This window comes from Aeromonas sp. SE22, assembly GCF_038739755.1.
In the GTDB taxonomy this organism is placed as follows: Bacteria; Pseudomonadota; Gammaproteobacteria; order Enterobacterales; family Aeromonadaceae; genus Aeromonas; species Aeromonas jandaei.
The window spans coordinates 78,226-97,909 of the sequence record NZ_JBCGFD010000014.1; the positions used below are offsets into that span (position 1 = coordinate 78,226).

Genomic DNA, 19,684 nt, shown 5'->3' on the forward strand with positions numbered 1-19,684 from the left:
GTATTAGAGCATGCAACTGAATTCCACTGAAATCGCCGAGCTGATCAAGCAGCGCATTGCGCAGTTTGATGTAAAGAGCGAAGCGCGTAACGAAGGTACCATCGTCTCTGTAAGCGACGGTATCATTCGTGTCCACGGCCTGGCCGATGCCATGCAGGGTGAGATGATCGAGCTGCCGGGCAACCGCTACGCTCTGGCATTGAACCTGGAGCGTGACTCCGTTGGTGCCGTAGTAATGGGTCCCTATGCCGATCTGGCCGAAGGGATGAAAGTAAAAGGTACTGGCCGCATTCTGGAAGTGCCGGTTGGTCGTGGTCTGTTGGGCCGGGTGGTCAACACCCTGGGTCAGCCTATCGACGGTAAAGGTCCGGTCGAGCACGATGGCTTCTCTCCGGTAGAAGTGATTGCCCCGGGCGTTATCGAGCGTAAGTCTGTTGACCAGCCTGTCCAGACCGGTCTGAAAGCCATCGACGCCATGATCCCTATCGGTCGTGGCCAGCGTGAGCTGATCATCGGTGACCGCCAGGTAGGTAAAACTGCCATCGCGATCGACACCATCATCAACCAGAAAGACTCCGGCATTAAGTGTGTCTACGTTGCGATTGGCCAGAAGGCCTCCACCATCGCCAACGTGGTGCGCAAGCTGGAAGAGCACGGTGCTCTGGCCAACACCATCGTGGTGGTTGCCTCTGCTTCCGAAGCTGCTGCCCTGCAGTATCTGGCTCCGTACTCCGGTTGCTCCATGGGTGAGTACTTCCGTGACCGCGGTGAAGATGCCCTGATCATTTATGATGACCTGTCCAAGCAGGCTGTTGCATATCGTCAGATCTCCCTGCTGCTGCGCCGTCCGCCAGGACGTGAAGCATTCCCGGGCGACGTATTCTATCTGCACTCCCGTCTGCTGGAGCGTGCTGCTCGCGTCAACGACGAGTACGTAGAGAAGTTCACCAAGGGTGAAGTGAAGGGCAAAACCGGTTCTCTGACCGCGCTGCCGATCATCGAAACCCAGGCTGGTGACGTATCCGCGTTCGTTCCGACCAACGTGATCTCCATTACCGATGGTCAGATCTTCCTGACTTCCCAGTCTTTCAACGCCGGTATTCGTCCTGCGGTTGATCCGGGTATCTCCGTATCCCGTGTGGGTGGTGCCGCCCAGACCAAGATCGTCAAGAAGCTGTCCGGTGGTATCCGTACCGCGCTGGCTCAGTACCGCGAACTTGCTGCGTTTGCCCAGTTCTCTTCCGACCTGGACGATGCGACTCGCAAGCAGCTGGACCACGGTCAGAAAGTGACCGAGCTGATGAAGCAGAAGCAGTACTCTCCGATGAGCGTTGCTCACCAGTCTCTGGTGCTGTTCGCCGCGGAAAAAGGCTATCTCTCCGATGTCGAGCTGAACAAGATCCTCGATTTCGAAGCCGCTCTGCTCTCTTTCGCCGATACCCAGCATGCCGAGCTGATGGCTGAAATCAATGCCAAGGCTGACTACAACGACGCGATCGTTGGCAAGCTGACTGCGTTGCTGGACAACTTCAAGGCAACCCAGACCTGGTAAGCGTGTGTGGCAGCGCAAGCTGCCACCTGATGGAGAGAAGAGATGGCCGGCGCAAAAGAGATACGTAACAAGATCGGGAGTGTGAAAAACACTCAGAAGATCACCAGCGCTATGGAAATGGTGGCAGCAAGCAAGATGCGCCGTGCGCAGGATCGCATGTCTGCCAGCCGTCCGTACGCTGAAACCATGCGCAAGGTGATCGGCCATATCGCTCAGGGGAACCTGGAATACAAGCACCCCTACCTCATCGAACGTGAGGTCAAGCGAGTGGGTTACATCGTCGTCTCCACCGACCGTGGCCTGTGTGGTGGTCTGAACATCAACCTGTTCAAGGCTGCCCTCAATGATATGAAGCAATGGAGCGCGAAAGGTGCCAAGGTTGACCTGGCTCTGATCGGCAACAAAGCCTCCAACTTCTTTGAACGGCACGGCGCCAAGGTGAAAGCTCACGTCGCAGGACTGGGCGATAACCCGAGCGTCAATGACCTGATTGGTTCAGTCAAGGTCATGCTGAAGGCTTACGACAACGGTGAGATTGACAAGCTGTATCTGGTGTACAACAAGTTCGTCAACACCATGGTGCAGCAACCACGGGTCGATCAACTGCTGCCTTTGCCCGTAACTGAAGACAGCAAGCTCGCCAAGAAACACCACTGGGATTACCTCTATGAGCCGGATCCCAAGAAGCTGCTGGATACCCTGCTGGTTCGCTATGTCGAATCTCAGGTTTACCAGGGTGTAGTGGAAAACTTGGCCAGTGAACAGGCAGCCCGAATGGTTGCTATGCAAGCCGCGACTGACAACGCCGGTAACCTGATTAACGATCTGCAACTGGTATACAACAAGGCCCGTCAGGCCAGTATTACCCAGGAGCTGACAGAGATCGTATCCGGTGCTGCTGCGGTGTAAGGCAAGGGTTATCAAAGGTTTAGAGGATTTGACATGAGTAACGGTTTCATCGTCCAAATCATCGGCGCTGTAGTGGACATCGAGTTCCCGCAGAATGCCGTGCCCCAGGTGTACGATGCACTGAAGGTCGTTAGCGAAGGTCAAGGCCAGGGTCTGGTGCTGGAAGTTCAGCAACAGATCGGTGGCGGTGTCGTTCGTTGCATCACCATGGGTTCCTCCGACGGTCTGCGTCGTGGGTTGGAAGTAATGAATAGCGGTAAATCCATCCAGGTTCCGGTCGGTACTGCGACTCTGGGTCGGATCATGAACGTACTGGGCGAGCCAATCGACGAGAAAGGCCCGATCGGTGAAGAAGAGAGCTGGTCAATCCACCGTGAAGCCCCCAGCTACGAAGATCAGTCCAACAGCACCGAGCTGCTGGAGACCGGCATCAAGGTTATCGACCTGGTATGTCCGTTTGCCAAGGGTGGTAAAGTGGGTCTGTTCGGTGGTGCCGGTGTAGGCAAAACCGTAAACATGATGGAGCTGATCCGTAACATCGCGATCGAGCACAGCGGTTACTCCGTGTTCGCGGGTGTAGGTGAGCGTACCCGTGAGGGTAACGACTTCTACCACGAGATGATGGAGTCCAACGTACTGGACAAAGTATCTCTGGTTTACGGTCAGATGAACGAGCCGCCCGGAAACCGTCTGCGCGTAGCGCTGACCGGCCTGACCATGGCCGAGAAGTTCCGTGACGAAGGTCGTGACGTGCTGTTCTTCGTAGACAACATCTACCGTTACACCCTGGCCGGTACTGAAGTATCCGCACTGCTGGGCCGTATGCCTTCCGCAGTAGGTTATCAGCCGACTCTGGCCGAGGAGATGGGTGTTCTGCAAGAACGTATCACCTCCACCAAGACCGGTTCTATCACCTCCGTACAGGCCGTTTACGTTCCTGCGGATGACTTGACTGACCCGTCTCCGGCGACCACCTTCGCCCACCTGGATGCGACCGTCGTACTGTCCCGTCAGATCGCGGCACTGGGTATCTACCCGGCCGTTGACCCGCTGGACTCTACCTCTCGTCAGCTGGACCCGCTGGTAGTTGGCAAAGAGCACTACGAGACCGCTCGTGGCGTTCAGACCGTACTGCAGCGCTACAAAGAGCTGAAGGACATCATCGCCATCCTGGGTATGGATGAACTGTCAGAAGAAGACAAACTGACCGTAGCCCGTGCCCGTAAGATTGAGCGTTTCCTGTCCCAGCCGTTCTTCGTAGCAGAAGTGTTTACCGGTTCTCCGGGTAAATACGTGCCGCTGAAAGAGACCATCCGTGGTTTCCAGGGCATCCTGAAAGGCGAGTATGACGATCTGCCCGAGCAGGCGTTCTACATGGTTGGCGGTATCGACGAAGTCGTCGAGAAATCCAAGAAACTGTAAGCCTCTACTGGAGGGCCCATGGCTGAGATGATCTCCTTTCACCTGGACGTGGTGAGCGCCGAAGGAAAACTGTTTTCCGGTCGCGTGCAATCCGCTCAGGTATCAGGCTCCGAAGGTGAGTTGGGTCTCCGCCACGGTCATGCTCCGTTGCTGACTGCCATCAAGCCGGGCCTGGTCCGCTTGGTGAAGCAGAATGGAACTGAAGAGGTGCTGTACATCTCCGGCGGTATGCTGGAAGTACAACCCGAAGCCGTGACCGTGCTGGCGGACACCGCGATTCGTGCCGACGACTTGGATGAGGCGAAAGCCCAGGAAGCCAAGCGCGCAGCCGAAGAGCGGATCCACAGCTCCCATGGCGATATGGACTACGCCCAGGCCGCTACCGAGCTGGCCAAGGCGATGGCTCAACTGCGAGTCATCGATATCGTCAAAAAGAATTACCGCTAATAACGGTGATGTAAAAAGCGACCTTCGGGTCGCTTTTTTTTTGCCCGTTGGATAGACTCCGCCGAGTATTTCTTCATGTTCCAAAGGTCAATTTATGTCCCTCAACGTCGTGATCCTGGCTGCGGGTAAAGGCACCCGCATGCGCTCTTCCCTGCCCAAGGTACTGCACCCGGTTGCCAACAAACCCATGGTCTCCCATGTGATCGATACCGCCCGTCAGGTCGGCGCCGAGCAGCTGCATCTGGTTTATGGTCACGGTGCCGAGCTGCTGAAAGAGCGGATCGTGGCGGCTGATGTCAACTGGGTGCTGCAAGCCCAGCAGCTGGGAACCGGTCACGCCGTCGCCCAGGCCATCCCGTTCTGGAAGGATGAGGACGACGTGCTGGTGCTCTACGGCGATACCCCGCTGATCCAGCCAGAGACCCTGCAGCGCTTGCTCGCCGCCAAAGCGGAAAACGGGATGGCACTGCTGACCGTGGTGCTGGACAACCCCACCGGCTATGGCCGCATCGTCCGTGAAAATGGTCAGGTGGTCGGCATCGTCGAGCAGAAAGATGCCAATGCCGAGCAGCTGGCGATCCGTGAGGTAAACACCGGCGTGCTGGTGGCCAATGGGGGCCAGTTGCGTCAATGGTTGTCTCGTCTCGACAACAAAAACGCCCAGGGCGAGTTCTATCTGACCGATGTGATCGCGATGGCTCACGGCGATAATTGCCCGATTGCCGCTGTTCATCCGGAGCGCGCTGCTGAAGTGGAAGGGGCCAATAATAGGGTTCAATTGGCCCAACTTGAACGCAGCTATCAGCAGATGCAGGCCGAGAAGTTGATGATTGCAGGTGCAACCATGATCGACCCCGCACGCTTTGATTTGCGTGGGGTTTTGGAAATTGGTGAAGAGGTCGTTATTGATGCAAACGTCATCATTGAGGGCAAGGTGACTCTCGGCAATCACGTTCGTATCGGAGCCGGTTGCGTACTGAAAGATTGCGTCATTGGCGATCACACCGAGGTGAAACCCTACTCGGTTATCGAGGGGGCACAGGTGGCAGATCAGTGCTCAGTGGGTCCGTTTACCCGCTTGCGTCCGGGGGCGGTTCTGGAGCAGGATGCGCACGTTGGCAACTTCGTCGAGATGAAGAAGGCCCGCCTTGGGGTTGGTTCCAAGTGCGGTCATCTGACCTATCTGGGTGATGCCGAGATCGGAGCCGGGGTGAATATCGGTGCCGGTACCATCACCTGCAACTACGACGGGGTCAACAAATTCCAGACCATCATCGAGGACGATGTGTTCGTCGGTTCTGATACCCAACTGGTAGCGCCTGTTCGCATCGGCAAGGGGGCCACCCTGGGTGCCGGCTCTACTATTACCAAGGACGTGGGTGAAAATGAACTCGTGATAACCCGGGTACCCCAGCGTCACATCAAGAACTGGGCTCGTCCGGTCAAGAAGAAGTGATACTCGATCAAAAAATAGAACCGGCGCCTGATGGCGCCGGTTTTTTTGCTTATAACTGATGCTCGGTGTCACTGCTCGATGGTTGGGGAGCTGTCCATGTGGTGGCGGGGGCGCTGTAGTCCATCACCTGATACCAGTCGAGCTTGCGGGTCAGCAGCATGATCAGCGCCAGGGTGGCGAACAGCAGCAGGGCGCCGAGCAGCAGAGCTATCTCTTCGGCCTGCAGCAGGCTGTAGAGAATGGCATAGACCAGCCCGAGCAGCGCAGCAAAGCCGATCCCCTGCTTCGGGCCGCCCAGCACATGACTGAGGTAGAAGCTGTTGAGCAGCACGCTGGCCAGCGCGGCCACCAGATAGGCCCAGCCAAAGCCGAGGTGTTCGGTCAGGGCCAGTAGCACCAGATAGAAGATGGCCAGCCCCATGCCTACCAGCGCGTACTGGATCGGGTGAACCCGCAGCCCCTTGAGCAGCTCGAACATGAAGAAGCTGAGAAAGGTGAGACCGATGAAGAGCAGGGCATACTTGGCCGCCCGTTCGTTGAGCTGATAGTGATCCACCGGTTGCACCAGACTGACGCTGAAGGTCGGCAACACACCCTCCCCGCCGTTCATCGCCCGGTTGAAGCGGCTCTCCATATCGGTGGCGAACCAGCTGGTCTGCCAGCTGGCGCTGAACCCCTCCTGATTGAGGCTGCGACTGGCCGGCAGGAAGTCGCCGATAAAGTTGGGGTGGGGCCAGTTGCCGGCCAGCTGCAACTTGCTCTCCCGGCCGAGCGGCACCACTTCCAGCTCGTTCATCCCCTGCAGATTGAGCTCCAGATGGAAGGTGCCATCCTGCTGCGGCAGGCTGTCGAGAGGAGCATGGATCCCGGCCAGGGTGCTGCCGAGGCGGGCACCCGGAGCAAAGGGGGTGCGCAGCTTGCCGAGCTGCAGCTCGGGCACGCTGTTGATGCCGCGGGCATCGGAGAGCACCAGACTCAGGTAGGGTTTGCCTGCCACCAGCTCGTTATCCCCGGCGAGCGGCGCGCTCTCTTGTAGTTGAGCGGCAGTCGGCAAACGGCCGGAGAGGGAGAGCCGGGCCTGATAGACCTGCGCCTGGTAGATACCGAGCTTGCGCGGGGTCACCTCCATGGTGGCCTGCACGTCGAGCTGTTCCGGCAGCAGGTAGCGATAGGTCTGCTCCTGACGGACGAAGCGCTTGCCATCTTGCTCGACCGTCACCGAACGGGTATAGGGCTGCACGATAACCGGCCCCATCAGCCGTTGCGGGCCACTGCTGCTGGCCATGATGCTCTGGATCGCCTGATTGCGGTAAATCTGCCGCTCCCGGTTCAGCTCCATGATGGATTGCACCGGTACCATCAGCAGCAGGCTGAGCAACAGCAGCAGAAAGATCTTGTGGGTGAATATCTGTTTGACCATGACATGTCTCCTTGTTCTGTGGAGCGAGTCTGTCAGTCCGGCGTGAAGTGGTGATGGGCTTGTGTGAAGTGGCGGTGAACTGAGCAAAACGGCGCCATCAGGCGCCGTGGGATTGTTCAGGGGCGGGAGCGCACCAGCCGGGCGGCTTGCGCGAAGCGATCGGTATGGCCATCGATCACTCCGTGTATAAAGTCGATGTAGTAGACCAGTTCAGGCATCTCCTCGATGGTGCTGGATGTCCAGTAGGGGGCGGCATTTTCCCCGTTGTCATGGATGTCCGGAAAGAAGTTGGGGTCTGTCATCGGCGCCCGGCAATTTTCGTCGAGCAGGGTGAAGAGCTCCTCGATGGTGGGGAGACGCCACCCCTCGCCAAGGCGGGCCGCTTCATCCTTGGCTTCAAGCAGCGTCAGCAGGGCCGGTGTGCCCACGCACCCTTCCCTCTCCCGCCACTCGCTGCCCAGGCTGCACGCCTGCCATTCGAGCTGGTTGAGCCGATCATGGATGACGCCCCCTTGCCGACTCAGGCGATCGGAGAGGTCGCAGGCGGCCAGCGCCATGCTGGCCGGAAGCCAGAGCAGCCACAGGAATAATTTCATTTTTGTCTCTTGTGCGGATGGCGGTCAGCCCGGTGTCGGCGAGCTGACCCTGATGATCGGAGCGGGCTGCGAAGCTTTGGCCTCCAGCCCTGTCGTCAGGTTATGTGGGGGATCAGAGCTTCTTGAGTTGCGCCGGCAGGGCGGCCAGCACCTCTTCTTTCGCCTTGATAGAGGCGAATTGCTTGCCCGGTTTCTGCACCACGGTATGGACGAAAATGAGCTGCTTGCCCGGTTTGCTGGCCCAGCCGACGAACCAGCCGATCTGCTGATCGCGGTTGAGGCTGCCATCCAGCTTCTTCGGGTAGCCCATGCCGGTCTTGCCGTGGATCTGCCAGCCGTCGATCTCGCTCACCTTGAGGATATTGGCGGTGTATTGCAGGGTCTGCGCCGAGACCGGCAGCTTGCCGCTCACCATCTTCCCGAGGAAGCGAGCCTGCTCCTCCGGACTGATGGCGAGGCTGGAGCTGAGCCAGGCCTGGGTCAGGCCGTCATGCTTGCCCGGATTGCCAGAGAGATCCCGGTTGCCGTAGTCGAAGCGGTCGACGTATTGCTGGAAGCGCTCCATCCCCAGCCACTCGGTGATCTGCTGGGAGAACCAGACCACCGAGTAGGTTTCCCAGCGGCGCGGGGTAGTGGTTTCGCGCCAGGCGGGCAGCCAGCCGTCATAGCTCGGCTTGTAGGGCAGCGCCGGATGCTCTTCATCCACCAGAAAGCCGCTGTCATAACCCATCAGCGCCAGCGGGATCTTGAAGGTGGATGCGGGCGGCAGCTGGCTGGAGCAGTCACCTTCGCTGGAGAGGGTCTGACCGTTGCCATCGGCATAGAGAAAGCAGCCGCTGGCGGCGGGGGCCGGCCCTGCGCAGAGCAGACCGGTAGCCAGCAGGCCGGAAAGAAGCAGGCGAGACATGGGGCGATTCCTTGGGTTGATAAGTGAAAGAGCGGCAGGATAGCGCCGCTCTGTGTGGTGAATGTGAAGTGGCCGTTGCTAGATGAGCGGCAGCCAGAGTTCGGCGATGGCGCCACCTTCCGTTCGGTTGGCAAGGGTCAGACGGCCGCCATGCTGGTGGGCCACCTCATGGGCGAAACTGAGCCCGAGACCACTGCTCTTGCCCTTGTCCGGGCGCGGCAGGGAGTAGAAGCGCTCGAAGATCCGTGGCAATGCGTAGTCGGGAATGCCGGGGCCGCTGTCGGTGACCCGAAAACAGTAGCCATCCTCCTGAAGAGTGCCGCTGAGAGTGACGCTGGCGCCTGCCGGTGAAAAGTCGATGGCGTTGTCCAGCAGGTTGCCGATGGCCTGCTCCACCAGCAGCGGGTCCCACTTCTGTTTCGGCGCGCTGGCCAGCTCGGCCATCAGCGCTACCTGCCGGCGCTGGGCGATAATCTGGCGGGCATCGAGCGCCCGCTTGCCGAGCCCGGCTGGATCTACCGCTTGCCGATCCAGCCCCTGACCCGACTCCAGCCGCGCCAGTTGCAGCATCCGTTCGATCAGCTGCTGCATGCGGGCACTCTCCTGATTGATGTTGCCGATAAAGCGCCTGGCCACCTCGGGCGGCGGCGTTTCGGCCAGGATCTCTCCTGCCCCGCGAATGGCGGCCAGCGGGCTCTTCAGCTCGTGGGTCAGGCTGTGCACATAGGCTTCGATGTAGCTTTTGCCATCGAGCTGGTGGCGCATGGTTTCGAGGGCGTGGCCGAGCCGATCCAGCTCGACGGTGTGCAGTTGCGGCAGCGGTGCCGCCTCCCCCTTGCTGACCGATTCGGCATAGTGCACCAGTTTGCCGATGGAGCGGTTGAGCCACCAAACCAGCAGACTGCCGATCAATAGCGAGATGAACAGCATCTGGCCGGCGGCCTGCAGCAGTTCCCGTTCACCCCGCTCGATGGCGGGCATCAGGGTGCGATTGGGTTTGGCGACGGTGAGGGAGCCGATGATCTCTGTCCCCTCCCGCAGCGGTGCCGCCACATACATGGTCGAGCTGGCGGCATCGTCGGGATCGGTGCGGGTGCTGCGGGCGCCATACTGACCGCGCAGGGTGCGGTAGACATCGTTCCAGCGGGAATAATCCTTGCCCAGATCCGTGCCGTCGGAGTCGTAAATCACCATCCCCTGACGATCCGTCACATAGATGCGGTACTCCGCCTGCTGTTTGAGGTGGCCGTCGATCATCGCATTGATGGGATTCTGGTTGAGACGGGCGAAGGCGCTGGCCAGCCGCCCGTTCATCATATTGCCCTCTTGCAGATCATCGAGGGCGAGCGGCGCCAGCAGCTGGGTCATGTCGACCAGAGTATCCTCGGTGGCGCTGCGCACTCCGGGTTTGATCTCCTCGACGAAGATCTCCAGCACGAACCAGGCGGCCAGCGCGAAGATCAGCAGCAGGCCGCACAGCAGTTGCAACCCGAGTCTCATGCCAGCTCCAGGCTATAGCCCAGCCCGCGATGGGTGAGGATCAGGTTGGCTTCGGGATCATGCTCGCGCAGCTTGGCGCGGATGGTCTTGATATGGGTATCGACGGTGCGATCCAGACTCTCTTCGGCATCCTGCCACACCAGATCCATCAGCTGCTGGCGGGAGTAGACCCGGCCCGGCGCCTGCATCAGGGTCTTGAGCAGCAGATATTCGTAACGGGTGAGGGCCAGCGGTTGACCGCGAAAGTGAATACGGGCTCGCTCCTCATCCAGTGCCAGTAATGGGGCTGGCTGGGCCGAGGGCTGGCTGCGGCGCAGGATGACCCGCACCCGGGCACACACCTCCCGTGGCGAGAAGGGTTTGGCCACATAGTCGTCGGCGCCAATCTCCAGCCCGATCAGCCGATCAATCTCCTCGCTGCGGGCAGTGAGGAACATCAGGGGAGTGTCGGTCAGCGTTCTGACCTGCTTGCAGAGCTCGAAGCCGCTGATGTCGGGCAGCCCCACATCGAGGATCAGAAAGTCGGGCCGGCTCTGGGCCAACCGGCTCAGCAGCTGTTGGCCCAGAGTGAACCACTCCACCTCGAAGCCATCGGTCTGCAGGGCATAAATCAGGGTATCGGCGATGCTGGCCTCATCTTCCACCAGCCAGATAACTCTCTTTTGCATGGCATCCTCGTCGCAAATCGGCTCCTCATTCTGGCATTGAAGCAAAACGGATCCTATTTGCTGTTTTATTTTTCCAAAAAAGGCGCTAACATTTCGATGTTCTTTCGAATCGAAACTTAAAAATGACCAAACGTAATACTCAGCAGCGCCGTCACACCATAGTCACCCTGGTACAAGAGCAGGGGGAAGTGAGCGTCGATGCCCTCGCCAAACACTTTTCTACCTCTGAAGTGACCATCCGTAAAGATCTGGCCGTGCTGGAGACCGGTGGTCTGTTGCTGCGTCGCTACGGTGGCGCCGTCCCCCTCCCCTCCGAGATGGTGGTGGAGTCGAACCCCGAACAAGTTTCGAATCGAAAGTTAGCGATTGCCCGTGCGGCAGCCGAACGGCTGCGTGATCACAACCGCGTCATCATCGACAGCGGCAGCACCACCAGCGCCATGATCCCGCTGCTTGGCAACAAGCGCGGCCTCATCGTGATGACCAACTCCCTAAACGTGGCGGGCGCCCTGCGCGAGCTGGAGAACGAACCCACCCTGCTGATGACCGGCGGTACCTGGGATCCCCACTCCGAATCCTTTCAGGGTCAGGTGGCGGAGCAGGTGCTGCGCTCCTACGATTTCGACCAGCTCTTTATCGGGGCTGACGGCATAGACCCGGATCGCGGTACCACTACCTTCAACGAGCTGGTGGGCTTGTCGCGGGTAATGGCCGAGGTGTCGCGGGAGGTCATCGTCATGGTCGAGTCGGAGAAGATCGGCCGCAAGATCCCCAATCTCGAACTGCCCTGGTCAAGCATCCACACCCTGGTGACCGACGAGGGGCTGGCCAGCGAGGCCAGAGAACAGATTCAAGCCCAAGGGGTGACGCTTATCTGCGCCCCGGTCACTTGCTGACATCGAGCTCTGAACCATCCAACCGAATTTACGATTTGCATCTCAAGGAGAAGTGTATGTGTGGCATCGTCGGGGCCGTCGCCCAACGTGATGTGGCTGAAATTCTGGTAGAGGGGCTGCGTCGCCTCGAGTACCGCGGTTACGACTCGGCCGGTGTGGCGGTGTTCAGCGCCAGCCAGCCGCTGCAGCGGGTACGCCGTCTGGGCAAGGTGGCCGAGCTGGCCAAGGCGCTCGACGAGCAGTCCGTCCACGGTGGTACCGGCATCGCCCACACCCGCTGGGCCACCCATGGCGAGCCCTCAGAGCGTAATGCCCACCCCCACGTCTCCGACCATATCGTGGTGGTACACAACGGCATCATCGAGAACCACGAAGAGCTGCGTGAAACCCTCAAGGGGCTGGGCTACGAGTTCAACTCGGATACCGATACCGAGGTGATCGCTCATCTGGTGCACCACGAGCTGAAATCCGCCGACTCCCTGCTGGCTGCCATGCAAAAGGCGGTGAAACAGCTGCGTGGCGCCTACGGTACCGTGGTGATGGATAGCCGCGACGACAGCCGTGTGGTCGTTGCCCGCTCCGGCTCACCGCTGGTGATTGGCCGCGGTATCGGCGAGAACTTTATCGCTTCCGACCAGCTGGCCCTGCTGCCGGTAACCCGTCGCTTCATCTTCCTGGAAGAGGGTGATGTGGCCGAAGTGACTCGCCGCGACGTGCGCATTTTCGACGTAAGCGGCAATCCGGTTGAGCGTGAGGAGAAAGAGTCCGATATCTCCCACGATGCCGGTGACAAGGGCGAATATCGCCACTACATGCTCAAGGAGATCCACGAGCAGCCCAAGGCGATCACCAACACTCTGGAAGGGCGTCTGGGCAGCGATCACGTGGTGGTCGAATCGTTCGGCAACGGCGCGCGCGCCATCTTCGAAAAGGTGGAGCACGTACAGATCGTCGCCTGCGGTACCTCCTACCACTCCGGCATGGTCGCCCGTTACTGGTTTGAAGAGATCGCCGGCGTCTCCTGCGATGTGGAGATCGCCTCCGAATTCCGCTATCGCAAATCCGTGGTGCGCCCCAACAGCCTGCTGATCACCCTCTCCCAGAGCGGTGAGACCGCCGATACCCTGGCCGCCCTGCGTCTGGCCAAGGAGTCCGGCTATATGAGCTCGCTGGCTATCTGCAACGTACCGGGCTCCTCGCTGGTGCGTGAATCGGCGCTGGCCTTTATGACCCGTGCCGGTGCCGAGATCGGCGTTGCCTCCACCAAGGCATTCACCACCCAGCTGGCTGGCCTGCTGATGCTGGTGGCATCTGTCGGTCACTGCCGCGGCAACCTGAGTGCGGCTGCCGAAGCCGAGCTGGTCAAGGCGCTCCACGCCCTGCCTCAGCGCATTAAAGAGAGCCTGGCGCTGGCCAAGCAGATCGAGACGCTGGCCGAAGAGTTTGCCGACAAGCAGCACAGCCTGTTCCTCGGCCGCGGCAGCCAGTACCCCATCGCCATGGAAGGTGCGCTCAAGCTCAAAGAGATCTCCTACATCCACGCCGAAGCCTATGCCGCTGGCGAACTGAAGCACGGCCCACTGGCGTTGATCGATGCCGAGATGCCCATCATTGTGGTGGCGCCGAACAACGATCTGCTGGAGAAGCTGAAGTCCAACGTGGAAGAGGTGCGCGCCCGTGGCGGTATCCTCTACGTCTTCGCCGATGCCGATACCGGCTTCAAGAGCGACGAGACCATGCGAGTCATGAACCTCAACCATGTAGAAGAGGTGATCGCCCCCATCGTCTATACCGTGCCGCTGCAGCTGCTCTCCTACCACGTTGCCCTCATCAAGGGCACCGACGTGGATCAACCGCGCAACCTGGCAAAATCGGTGACGGTCGAGTAAGCCGCTGTCAGAGATAAAAAAAGAGCCGCAATTGCGGCTCTTTTTGTTGCTGCTCCCAGTTCAGGAGAGGCGCAGGTTGGTGATGGTCACCTCGTCGAGGGAGGGCACAATGATGCCGCTGGTGATCCCCTTGGCGATGGCCTGACTGCGGTTCTTCGAGTCGGTCTTGTTGGTGACCTGATTGAGATGGAAGTTCACCGTCCGTTCGCTGATGCCGAGGATGGTGGCGATCTCCCAAGAGGTTTTGCCCTCGCTGGCCCAGAACAGGCACTCCTTCTCCCGATCCGACAGCTCGGTCAGGTATCTCATCAAATCGGGGCGGCTTTTGATCAGCTGCAGCGCCGAGTTGAAGATGTAGCTGGCGCAAAACGACAGCAGGGGAACGTTTTCAAACATCAGATCGGTGTTGGATTTGTCCTTGGTGATGAATGAGAGGATTCCGTGCTCCCCCTGCGGGGTGTGGAGCGGGAAGGATACGCCGTTGCGCACCCCGAAATCGGCAGCCAGATTCATCACGTCGCGGCTGGCGCTGGGCAGCCAGGGCGAGTCGCAGTCGAGTTTGTTCCAGAAGATCGGCTGGGTCTGTTTCAGCCCCAGATAGACCACCGGATCCTGGGTTAGATACTGGTTTTCGCTGTAGGCATCGAACCAGCTGGTCGGACAGTTGTTGAACAGTGCCACGTGGGATTTTTGCATGCTGATGGGGAAAATAATCAGCAGCCGGAAGTAATCAAAGCCCATTTGATGACTAAAGCGCTCCAGCAGCTGCTGGATATCGCTGGTTTTTGTTGCCTTGGTGAACTTGTCGATATGTTCCCAGATAGCATCGTTGAGCATGACTTTCTCCTTTTTCGATCTCTATCACACTGATCGAAAAGATTTTTCTCGTTATTTATGTTTTTTTGAGATGGCACTCGATGCCATTTATCCGTGCGTGTCTAAAAATTATCCTGTTTTTGTGCATAAAGGCCAAGAAAATCCTCTCGTTGCCAGCCCGCACGCCATTTGAGATAATGATAATAGTTATCATTAATAAGACGTGATTCCATGAACAAGTTATGGGGTGTGGCACTGTTGCCACTGTCAGTCCACTTTGCTGCGGTCGGTGACGAGCTGGTTGCTCCCGCCCTCAAGAACAGCATAGCCGCCGGGAAAGCTTCCCAGCAGCGGGTGGAAAAAGCCGCCGATGCCGCCGTTGCCGCACGACTGGAGCTGCAAAATGCCCAGCTGCAACTGCGTGACCTCGAAGCCTACAACCGCTACATGCAATCTCTGGTGGCCGATCAGCAAAATGAGCTGGGCAAATTGAGCCAGCAGCTGGAAGCGGTGCAAGAGACCCGTCAGGGATTGATCCCGCTGATGCTGCAGATGCAGGCCGACCTGGAACAGCTGGTGCAAAACGATATCCCGCTGCGCAAGGAAGATCGTCTGGCGCGGGTTGAACAGTTGAAAGCGACCTTGGCCCGTGCGGACGTAAGCGAGGCGGAGAAATTCCGCCAGTTGCTGCAGGCCTATCAGATCGAAGTCGAATATGGCAGTCGGATGGATAGCTATTCCGCCGAGCTGGAGCTGGATGGTGCCCCGCGTCGGGTTGATGTGCTGGCGCTGGGTCGGGTCTCCCTGCTGGCGATGACTGCTGATCGCAGTCAGGCATGGCGCTGGTCTGCCGAGGCGAAGCAGTGGCAAGCCCTCGACAGCCAGTGGCTCTCCCCCATCGCCGAGGCGATGGATGTGGCCGCCGACAAGAAAGTTCCCCAGTTGCTCAATCTCCCCCTCTCTGTCAGCCGCAGTCAGGAGGCCCAATCATGACAGTCACCATGAAGTGGTTCCCCCTCCTTATTGCCCTCTCCTGCGGTGCCAACGCCGCTGTCGCCACTGATGAGTGGCAGCAGCAGGAACAGGCTCGCGAACAGCAGGCTCAACAAGATCTGGCATCTGTTTCCAAAGAGCTGAACAGTGCCCGCGCCAAATTGGCCGAGGCCCAGCGCCTGAGCAAGGAGCTGGCCGGCAAGTTTGCCAGCAACGAGAAGCAGCTGACTGAGCTTAACGCCCGGTGGGAGCAAGCCTCCGGCGATATGAACGAGATCTTCGCGGTCACCCGTCAGGGCGCCAGCGATGCGGTCAAGTTGCTGAGCGAATCCGCCGTCGAGGGTCAGTACCCGGAGCGTCTCGCTCCGCTGAAAGCCATGGCACAGGATAAACAGGTGCCGGATCGCGCCGCCCTCGCCCTGTTGCCCGCCACTCTGCTGCAGGAGATCCGCGAATCTGGCCGGATTACCCGGTTCAACGGCAAGGTGCTAGATGCCCAGGGGGCTGCCAGCGAGCAGTCGCTGACCCGGCTTGGCAGCTTTGCTCTGCTGGGGAGCGATGGCTTCCTGCAACCGACTGCCGAAGGCTTGAGCCCGGTACTGGGTCTGCCCGGTAGCGTGCTCTCTGCCGTTGCGGCTTATCAGGGTCAGGAAGGGGAAGCGCTGCCGCTGGATCCTTCTCATGGCACTCTGCTGGCGATGCTGGCACAGGCACCCACCTTCTGGCAGCAGGTACAGCAAGGTGGGCAGGTCGGCGCCATTATCGTGCTGCTGGCCGCCATAGGTTTGGGAATTGCGGCAGTACGGCTGTGGAGCCTCTCCCGCGAACTGGGTCGGGTGCGCCGCCAGCTCAAGAGCGGCGAGTATCACGCCGACAACGCCCTCGGCCGGGTGCTGACGGTGGCAGACAAACACCCCGAGCTGAGCATGGAGACCCTCGAGCTGCGTCTTGATGAGGCGATCCTGCAGGAGACTCCTCGCATGGAGCGCGGCATCGGCATGGTCAAGGTAATCGCGGCCATCGCCCCCATGCTGGGTCTGCTCGGTACCGTGACCGGGATGATCGGTACCTTCCAGGCCATCACCCAGTTTGGCACCGGCGATCCCAAGATCATGGCGGGCGGCATATCTATGGCGCTGGTCACCACGGTACAGGGTCTGGTGGCGGCCATTCCGCTGATCCTGGCCCACAGCCTGCTGCAATCGCGCTTCACCGAGCTCTCCAATGTACTGGAGCAGCAGGTGGCCGGCATTCTGGCTGAGCGCGCCGAGAGCAATAACAACGGTATGGAGCGAGCAGCATGATGCTCGACATCTGGCAACAGCTGCAGAGCTTCATGGGCCGTGGCGGTCCGGTGCTCTGGGTCATTCTGGCCCTGCTGGTGCTGATGTGGGTTTTGATGATCGAGCGGCTGCTCTACCTCAATCTGGGGTTCGGCCCGTTGCAGCAACAGCTGCTCGGCCGCTGGCAGGCTCGCAGCGAGCGCCACAGCTGGCACGCCCGGGCGATCCGCAGTCGCTGGCTGGCACAGGCCGAGCTGGAACTGAACCGTCATCTGATCTTCATCCGCACCCTGGTGGTGCTCTGTCCCATGCTGGGGTTGCTGGGTACTGTGACCGGCATGATAGGCGTATTCGATGCGTTGGCCGCGGCCAACCGCTTTAACCCGGAGAGCATGGCGGGCGGGATCTCTCGTGCCACCATCCCCACCATGGCAGGCATGGTGGTGGCGCTCTCCGGCGTGTTGTTACTCAGTCGGCTCGAGAGTCAGGCCAAGCGTGCGCTGGCCAAGACCCGGGACGGCCTGCGAGAAGAGAAGGTAATGCAATGAGACGGCAATCCAAACGCCAGCGTGACGAAGTGCAGATCGACATGACCCCCATGCTGGATATCGTGTTCATCATGCTGATCTTCTTTATTGTCACCACCTCCTTCGTGCGTGAAGCCGGGCTCGAGGTGCACAGGCCCCAGGCCAGTCAGGCCAAGGCGCAGAAATCCTCCAGCATCATGCTGGCTATCGGGGCTCAGGGTCAGATCTTCCTCGACCGAAAGCAGATCGATGTGGAGCTGGTACAGGCCAGCATCGCCCGTCTGCTGGCGGAGCAACCTGATGCCAGCCTGGTGATCCAGGCCGACGAACGAGTGCCCCATGGAAAGGTGGTGCGGGTGATGGATGAGGCCAAGGCGGCGGGTATCGCCAATATCGCCGTGGCGGTGGCGCCGAAATGAAATACAAGCTGATGAGCCTGGGGCTGGGGATTGCCCTCAGTCTGGGGATCCTGCTGTTCATGGCCACCCTGGTTGAACCGCCCCGGGGCGAGAAGGTGGCGAGCGAACAGAAGCCCATCGTCATCAACATGCAGAACGAGGTGACCGAGGTGCAGGTGCGCGAGCGTCCGGTGCCGCAGGAGCCTGAGCCTCTGCCAGAGCCTCCTGCCGCATTGGCCTCGACACCGCTGCCGATGCCCGCAGCGGCCCCCTTGGCGGCCGTTGAGCCGAGTCTGGATCTGGTATCCAGCCTCAGCGCTGTGCAGGTTTATGCCCCCGGTGTGGCGACCAGTACCGCGCCGGTATTGAGTGGCAACTACCACGGCCAGCAGCAGGGGGCGGGCATTGGCGTCGGTGACATGCTGATGCCGCTGCAACGGATCGAGCCGGTCTACCCCTATCGTGCCCAGCAGTCAGGGATCGAAGGATTCGTCACCCTGCGTTTTAGCGTGAATGCTGAAGGTGGTGTGCAGGATGTCGAGGTGATTGAGGCTAAGCCGAAGCGACAGTTCGAGCGGGCGGCCATTCAGGCGATCAACAAGTGGCGCTATCAGCCGAGACCGGGCGCCACCGACAAGCTGGTGCAAGTCATCACGCTCAAATTCAAACTGGAGTCATAACTATGTTGCGGATCTGGATCTGTCTGCTGGCCCTGGTTGGCCAAGCCTGTCTGGCGATGGAGGTCAGCCCTCACTTCTCCCGTCAGCTTGAACCCGTGATGAAGCTCTATCAGTCTGGTCAGTGGCAACAGGCCCAGAGCAAGGCATCCGGCCTCAAGCCAAATAGCGATGCCGAGCGTGCCTGGCTGGCGCAGTTGCAAGCCTCACTGGCGGCCAACCTGCAACAGACCGCCCAGGCGAGCCGCTACGTCGAACAGGCCCTTGCCTATAAAGAGTGGCCCGAGCAGCAACAGCTCCAGCTGTTGCGACTGCGCGGCGATATTCAGGCCCAGCAATCCAATTGGTCTGGTGCCATCGCCAGCTACAAGGCGGCGCTGGCGCTCAAGCAAGACGATGCACTGCGCCTGCGTCTGGCTGGCCTCTATTACCACAACAAGCAGTACGGTGACGCCGCCAGCCAGAGCGAACAGTTGTTGAAAAAGGGTTGGCAGAAGCAGGCTGCCATCATTCGCCTCTCTGCCCTCACCGCTCAGCAACGTTATGGCGTGGCGGCCGATCAGGCGGCCGAGCTGATCCGTCACGAACCGACAGAGAGCAAATGGTGGCAGCAGGCGGTGTCGCTCAACCTCTCCGCCAAACGGGGCGATCAGGCGTTGGCATTGCTGCAGACCGCCATCGACAAAAAACTGATGGATGACGCGTCTGCCCGCAATCAGCTGATCCGCCTCTATGCCTGGCAAGGGCTACCTTATCGTGGGGCCCGTCTGCTGGAAGCGGCCATGGCCAAGGGACAGATGAAGCAAAGTGCTGAAAATCGCCAACTGCTTGCCCAATTGTGGGAAGGTGCCCGGGAGTGGTCACAAGCGGTCGATAGCTGGCAACAGCTGGCCAACCAGCACGGTCAGCCCAAAGCGGCCATGCGCGCCGCCGAGTTGCTGCTGCAACAGGGCAAGACAGATGCCGCCATGACCCAGCTTGCCGCCATCAAGTCGGTAAAAGGCGAGCAAGGCAATCGTGCCAAAGCGTTGTTGGTGCAGGCACACCTTAATAAGGAGCAGTATGCCCAGGCGCTGGAACTGGCCCGTGAGCTGCAGCAGCAGGATAACTGGCAACAGAAGGCAACCAGCTGGGTCAACTATATCCGGGCACAAAGCGAAGAGTTGAGCAAAAAAGCGGCGTAAAAGAGGTGCCAAGGGGCTGTTTTGGGGCGTTTAGTTCGCTTTTTCAGCAAACGAACGCATTTTTGCAAAAAGCCCTTGTCATCGCGGCGCGGCTCCCTATAATGCGCCCCTACCAGCACGGCGGAACACGCCAACCTGATGAGC

At 59.7% G+C, this 19,684-nt stretch carries 19 protein-coding genes; 13 read left to right on the forward strand and 6 right to left on the reverse strand.

Features of this window, described 5'->3' with window-relative positions:
- Positions 1-10 precede the first annotated feature (10 nt).
- The 5 genes from atpA to glmU all read left to right on the forward strand — a co-directional run bounded on the left by atpA (position 11) and on the right by glmU (position 5,786).
- Positions 11-1,552: a F0F1 ATP synthase subunit alpha gene (gene atpA, locus AAHA39_RS17760; protein WP_042031086.1), complete on the forward strand. Its 1,542-nt coding sequence runs from the start codon at positions 11-13 to the stop codon at positions 1,550-1,552.
- A gap of 42 nt (positions 1,553-1,594) precedes the next feature.
- Positions 1,595-2,461 carry a F0F1 ATP synthase subunit gamma gene (gene atpG, locus AAHA39_RS17765; protein ID WP_041210471.1) on the forward strand — a complete coding sequence of 289 codons (867 nt, stop codon included), beginning with the start codon at positions 1,595-1,597 and terminating at the stop codon, positions 2,459-2,461.
- A 33-nt stretch (positions 2,462-2,494) separates the two neighbouring features.
- Positions 2,495-3,883, forward strand: a complete 1,389-nt coding sequence (gene atpD, locus AAHA39_RS17770; RefSeq protein WP_026455856.1) for a F0F1 ATP synthase subunit beta — start codon at positions 2,495-2,497, stop codon at positions 3,881-3,883.
- An 18-nt stretch (positions 3,884-3,901) separates the two neighbouring features.
- Positions 3,902-4,330, forward strand: coding sequence for a F0F1 ATP synthase subunit epsilon (locus AAHA39_RS17775; RefSeq protein WP_033115239.1), 429 nt, complete (start codon positions 3,902-3,904; stop codon positions 4,328-4,330).
- A 94-nt stretch (positions 4,331-4,424) separates the two neighbouring features.
- Positions 4,425-5,786, forward strand: a complete 1,362-nt coding sequence (glmU, locus tag AAHA39_RS17780; protein WP_041210470.1) for a bifunctional UDP-N-acetylglucosamine diphosphorylase/glucosamine-1-phosphate N-acetyltransferase GlmU — start codon at positions 4,425-4,427, stop codon at positions 5,784-5,786.
- A 49-nt stretch (positions 5,787-5,835) separates the two neighbouring features.
- On the opposite strand, the gene creD is transcribed toward glmU, so the two are convergent.
- The 5 genes from creD to blrA form a co-directional block, all read right to left on the reverse strand.
- Positions 5,836-7,206, reverse strand: coding sequence for a cell envelope integrity protein CreD (gene creD, locus AAHA39_RS17785; RefSeq protein WP_320656733.1), 1,371 nt, complete (start codon positions 7,204-7,206; stop codon positions 5,836-5,838).
- 116 nt (positions 7,207-7,322) lie between these two features.
- A complete protein-coding gene (locus AAHA39_RS17790; RefSeq protein ID WP_320656732.1) occupies positions 7,323-7,802 on the reverse strand; it encodes an Lcl C-terminal domain-containing protein in 480 nt (159 codons plus the stop codon).
- Positions 7,803-7,914: 112 nt separating this feature from the next.
- Positions 7,915-8,709, reverse strand: a complete 795-nt coding sequence (gene blaOXA, locus AAHA39_RS17795; RefSeq protein WP_320656731.1) for an OXA-12 family class D beta-lactamase — start codon at positions 8,707-8,709, stop codon at positions 7,915-7,917.
- 78 nt (positions 8,710-8,787) lie between these two features.
- Entirely contained in the window at positions 8,788-10,209 is a 1,422-nt protein-coding gene (blrB, locus tag AAHA39_RS17800; RefSeq protein ID WP_320656730.1) for a beta-lactam sensor histidine kinase BlrB, read from the reverse strand.
- Positions 10,206-10,877 (reverse strand): beta-lactam response regulator transcription factor BlrA, encoded by a 672-nt coding sequence (blrA, locus tag AAHA39_RS17805; protein WP_041210465.1) that lies wholly within the window; start codon positions 10,875-10,877, stop codon positions 10,206-10,208. Before blrA ends, blrB begins: the two co-directional genes overlap by 4 nt.
- A gap of 122 nt (positions 10,878-10,999) precedes the next feature.
- On the opposite strand from blrA, the gene AAHA39_RS17810 reads away from it, so the two are divergent.
- Positions 11,000-11,773 (forward strand): DeoR/GlpR family DNA-binding transcription regulator, encoded by a 774-nt coding sequence (locus tag AAHA39_RS17810; protein ID WP_041210464.1) that lies wholly within the window; start codon positions 11,000-11,002, stop codon positions 11,771-11,773.
- Positions 11,774-11,829: 56 nt separating this feature from the next.
- A complete protein-coding gene (glmS, locus tag AAHA39_RS17815; RefSeq protein WP_320656729.1) occupies positions 11,830-13,662 on the forward strand; it encodes a glutamine--fructose-6-phosphate transaminase (isomerizing) in 1,833 nt (610 codons plus the stop codon).
- Positions 13,663-13,722: 60 nt separating this feature from the next.
- Here the strand turns inward: glmS and AAHA39_RS17820 are convergent, their stop codons facing one another.
- Complete coding sequence (locus AAHA39_RS17820) at positions 13,723-14,499, reverse strand: helix-turn-helix transcriptional regulator (RefSeq protein WP_033115220.1); 777 nt, start codon at positions 14,497-14,499, stop codon at positions 13,723-13,725.
- Between the two features lie 210 nt (positions 14,500-14,709).
- On the opposite strand from AAHA39_RS17820, the gene AAHA39_RS17825 reads away from it, so the two are divergent.
- The 6 genes from AAHA39_RS17825 to AAHA39_RS17850 are packed head-to-tail and all read left to right on the forward strand — an operon-like array spanning position 14,710 to position 19,540.
- Positions 14,710-15,471 (forward strand): DUF3450 domain-containing protein, encoded by a 762-nt coding sequence (locus AAHA39_RS17825; protein ID WP_320656728.1) that lies wholly within the window; start codon positions 14,710-14,712, stop codon positions 15,469-15,471.
- Complete coding sequence (locus AAHA39_RS17830; protein ID WP_320656727.1) at positions 15,468-16,775, forward strand: MotA/TolQ/ExbB proton channel family protein; 1,308 nt, start codon at positions 15,468-15,470, stop codon at positions 16,773-16,775. Before AAHA39_RS17825 ends, AAHA39_RS17830 begins: the two co-directional genes overlap by 4 nt.
- On the forward strand, positions 16,772-17,302 hold the full coding sequence (locus AAHA39_RS17835) for a MotA/TolQ/ExbB proton channel family protein (RefSeq protein ID WP_320656726.1): 531 nt from the start codon (positions 16,772-16,774) through the stop codon (positions 17,300-17,302). Before AAHA39_RS17830 ends, AAHA39_RS17835 begins: the two co-directional genes overlap by 4 nt.
- Entirely contained in the window at positions 17,299-17,700 is a 402-nt protein-coding gene (locus AAHA39_RS17840) for an ExbD/TolR family protein (RefSeq protein ID WP_320656725.1), read from the forward strand. The genes AAHA39_RS17835 and AAHA39_RS17840 overlap by 4 nt, the downstream gene beginning before the upstream one ends.
- Positions 17,697-18,359 carry an energy transducer TonB gene (locus tag AAHA39_RS17845; protein WP_215806402.1) on the forward strand — a complete coding sequence of 221 codons (663 nt, stop codon included), beginning with the start codon at positions 17,697-17,699 and terminating at the stop codon, positions 18,357-18,359. Before AAHA39_RS17840 ends, AAHA39_RS17845 begins: the two co-directional genes overlap by 4 nt.
- A gap of 2 nt (positions 18,360-18,361) precedes the next feature.
- Positions 18,362-19,540, forward strand: coding sequence for a hypothetical protein (locus AAHA39_RS17850; protein ID WP_320656724.1), 1,179 nt, complete (start codon positions 18,362-18,364; stop codon positions 19,538-19,540).
- The last annotated feature ends 144 nt before the right edge of the window (positions 19,541-19,684 follow it).

What these genes read in the sequence shown, in the direction of transcription:
- atpA (WP_042031086.1), top strand. Translation starts at nt 11, where the DNA reads ATGCAACTGAATTCCACTGAAATCGCCGAGCTGATCAAGCAGCGCATT.
- atpG (WP_041210471.1), top strand. Translation starts at nt 1,595, where the DNA reads ATGGCCGGCGCAAAAGAGATACGTAACAAGATCGGGAGTGTGAAAAAC.
- atpD (WP_026455856.1), top strand. Translation starts at nt 2,495, where the DNA reads ATGAGTAACGGTTTCATCGTCCAAATCATCGGCGCTGTAGTGGACATC.
- AAHA39_RS17775 (WP_033115239.1), top strand. Translation starts at nt 3,902, where the DNA reads ATGGCTGAGATGATCTCCTTTCACCTGGACGTGGTGAGCGCCGAAGGA.
- glmU (WP_041210470.1), top strand. Translation starts at nt 4,425, where the DNA reads ATGTCCCTCAACGTCGTGATCCTGGCTGCGGGTAAAGGCACCCGCATG.
- creD (WP_320656733.1), bottom strand. Translation starts at nt 7,206, where the DNA reads ATGGTCAAACAGATATTCACCCACAAGATCTTTCTGCTGCTGTTGCTC.
- AAHA39_RS17790 (WP_320656732.1), bottom strand. Translation starts at nt 7,802, where the DNA reads ATGAAATTATTCCTGTGGCTGCTCTGGCTTCCGGCCAGCATGGCGCTG.
- blaOXA (WP_320656731.1), bottom strand. Translation starts at nt 8,709, where the DNA reads ATGTCTCGCCTGCTTCTTTCCGGCCTGCTGGCTACCGGTCTGCTCTGC.
- blrB (WP_320656730.1), bottom strand. Translation starts at nt 10,209, where the DNA reads ATGAGACTCGGGTTGCAACTGCTGTGCGGCCTGCTGCTGATCTTCGCG.
- blrA (WP_041210465.1), bottom strand. Translation starts at nt 10,877, where the DNA reads ATGCAAAAGAGAGTTATCTGGCTGGTGGAAGATGAGGCCAGCATCGCC.
- AAHA39_RS17810 (WP_041210464.1), top strand. Translation starts at nt 11,000, where the DNA reads ATGACCAAACGTAATACTCAGCAGCGCCGTCACACCATAGTCACCCTG.
- glmS (WP_320656729.1), top strand. Translation starts at nt 11,830, where the DNA reads ATGTGTGGCATCGTCGGGGCCGTCGCCCAACGTGATGTGGCTGAAATT.
- AAHA39_RS17820 (WP_033115220.1), bottom strand. Translation starts at nt 14,499, where the DNA reads ATGCTCAACGATGCTATCTGGGAACATATCGACAAGTTCACCAAGGCA.
- AAHA39_RS17825 (WP_320656728.1), top strand. Translation starts at nt 14,710, where the DNA reads ATGAACAAGTTATGGGGTGTGGCACTGTTGCCACTGTCAGTCCACTTT.
- AAHA39_RS17830 (WP_320656727.1), top strand. Translation starts at nt 15,468, where the DNA reads ATGACAGTCACCATGAAGTGGTTCCCCCTCCTTATTGCCCTCTCCTGC.
- AAHA39_RS17835 (WP_320656726.1), top strand. Translation starts at nt 16,772, where the DNA reads ATGATGCTCGACATCTGGCAACAGCTGCAGAGCTTCATGGGCCGTGGC.
- AAHA39_RS17840 (WP_320656725.1), top strand. Translation starts at nt 17,299, where the DNA reads ATGAGACGGCAATCCAAACGCCAGCGTGACGAAGTGCAGATCGACATG.
- AAHA39_RS17845 (WP_215806402.1), top strand. Translation starts at nt 17,697, where the DNA reads ATGAAATACAAGCTGATGAGCCTGGGGCTGGGGATTGCCCTCAGTCTG.
- AAHA39_RS17850 (WP_320656724.1), top strand. Translation starts at nt 18,362, where the DNA reads ATGTTGCGGATCTGGATCTGTCTGCTGGCCCTGGTTGGCCAAGCCTGT.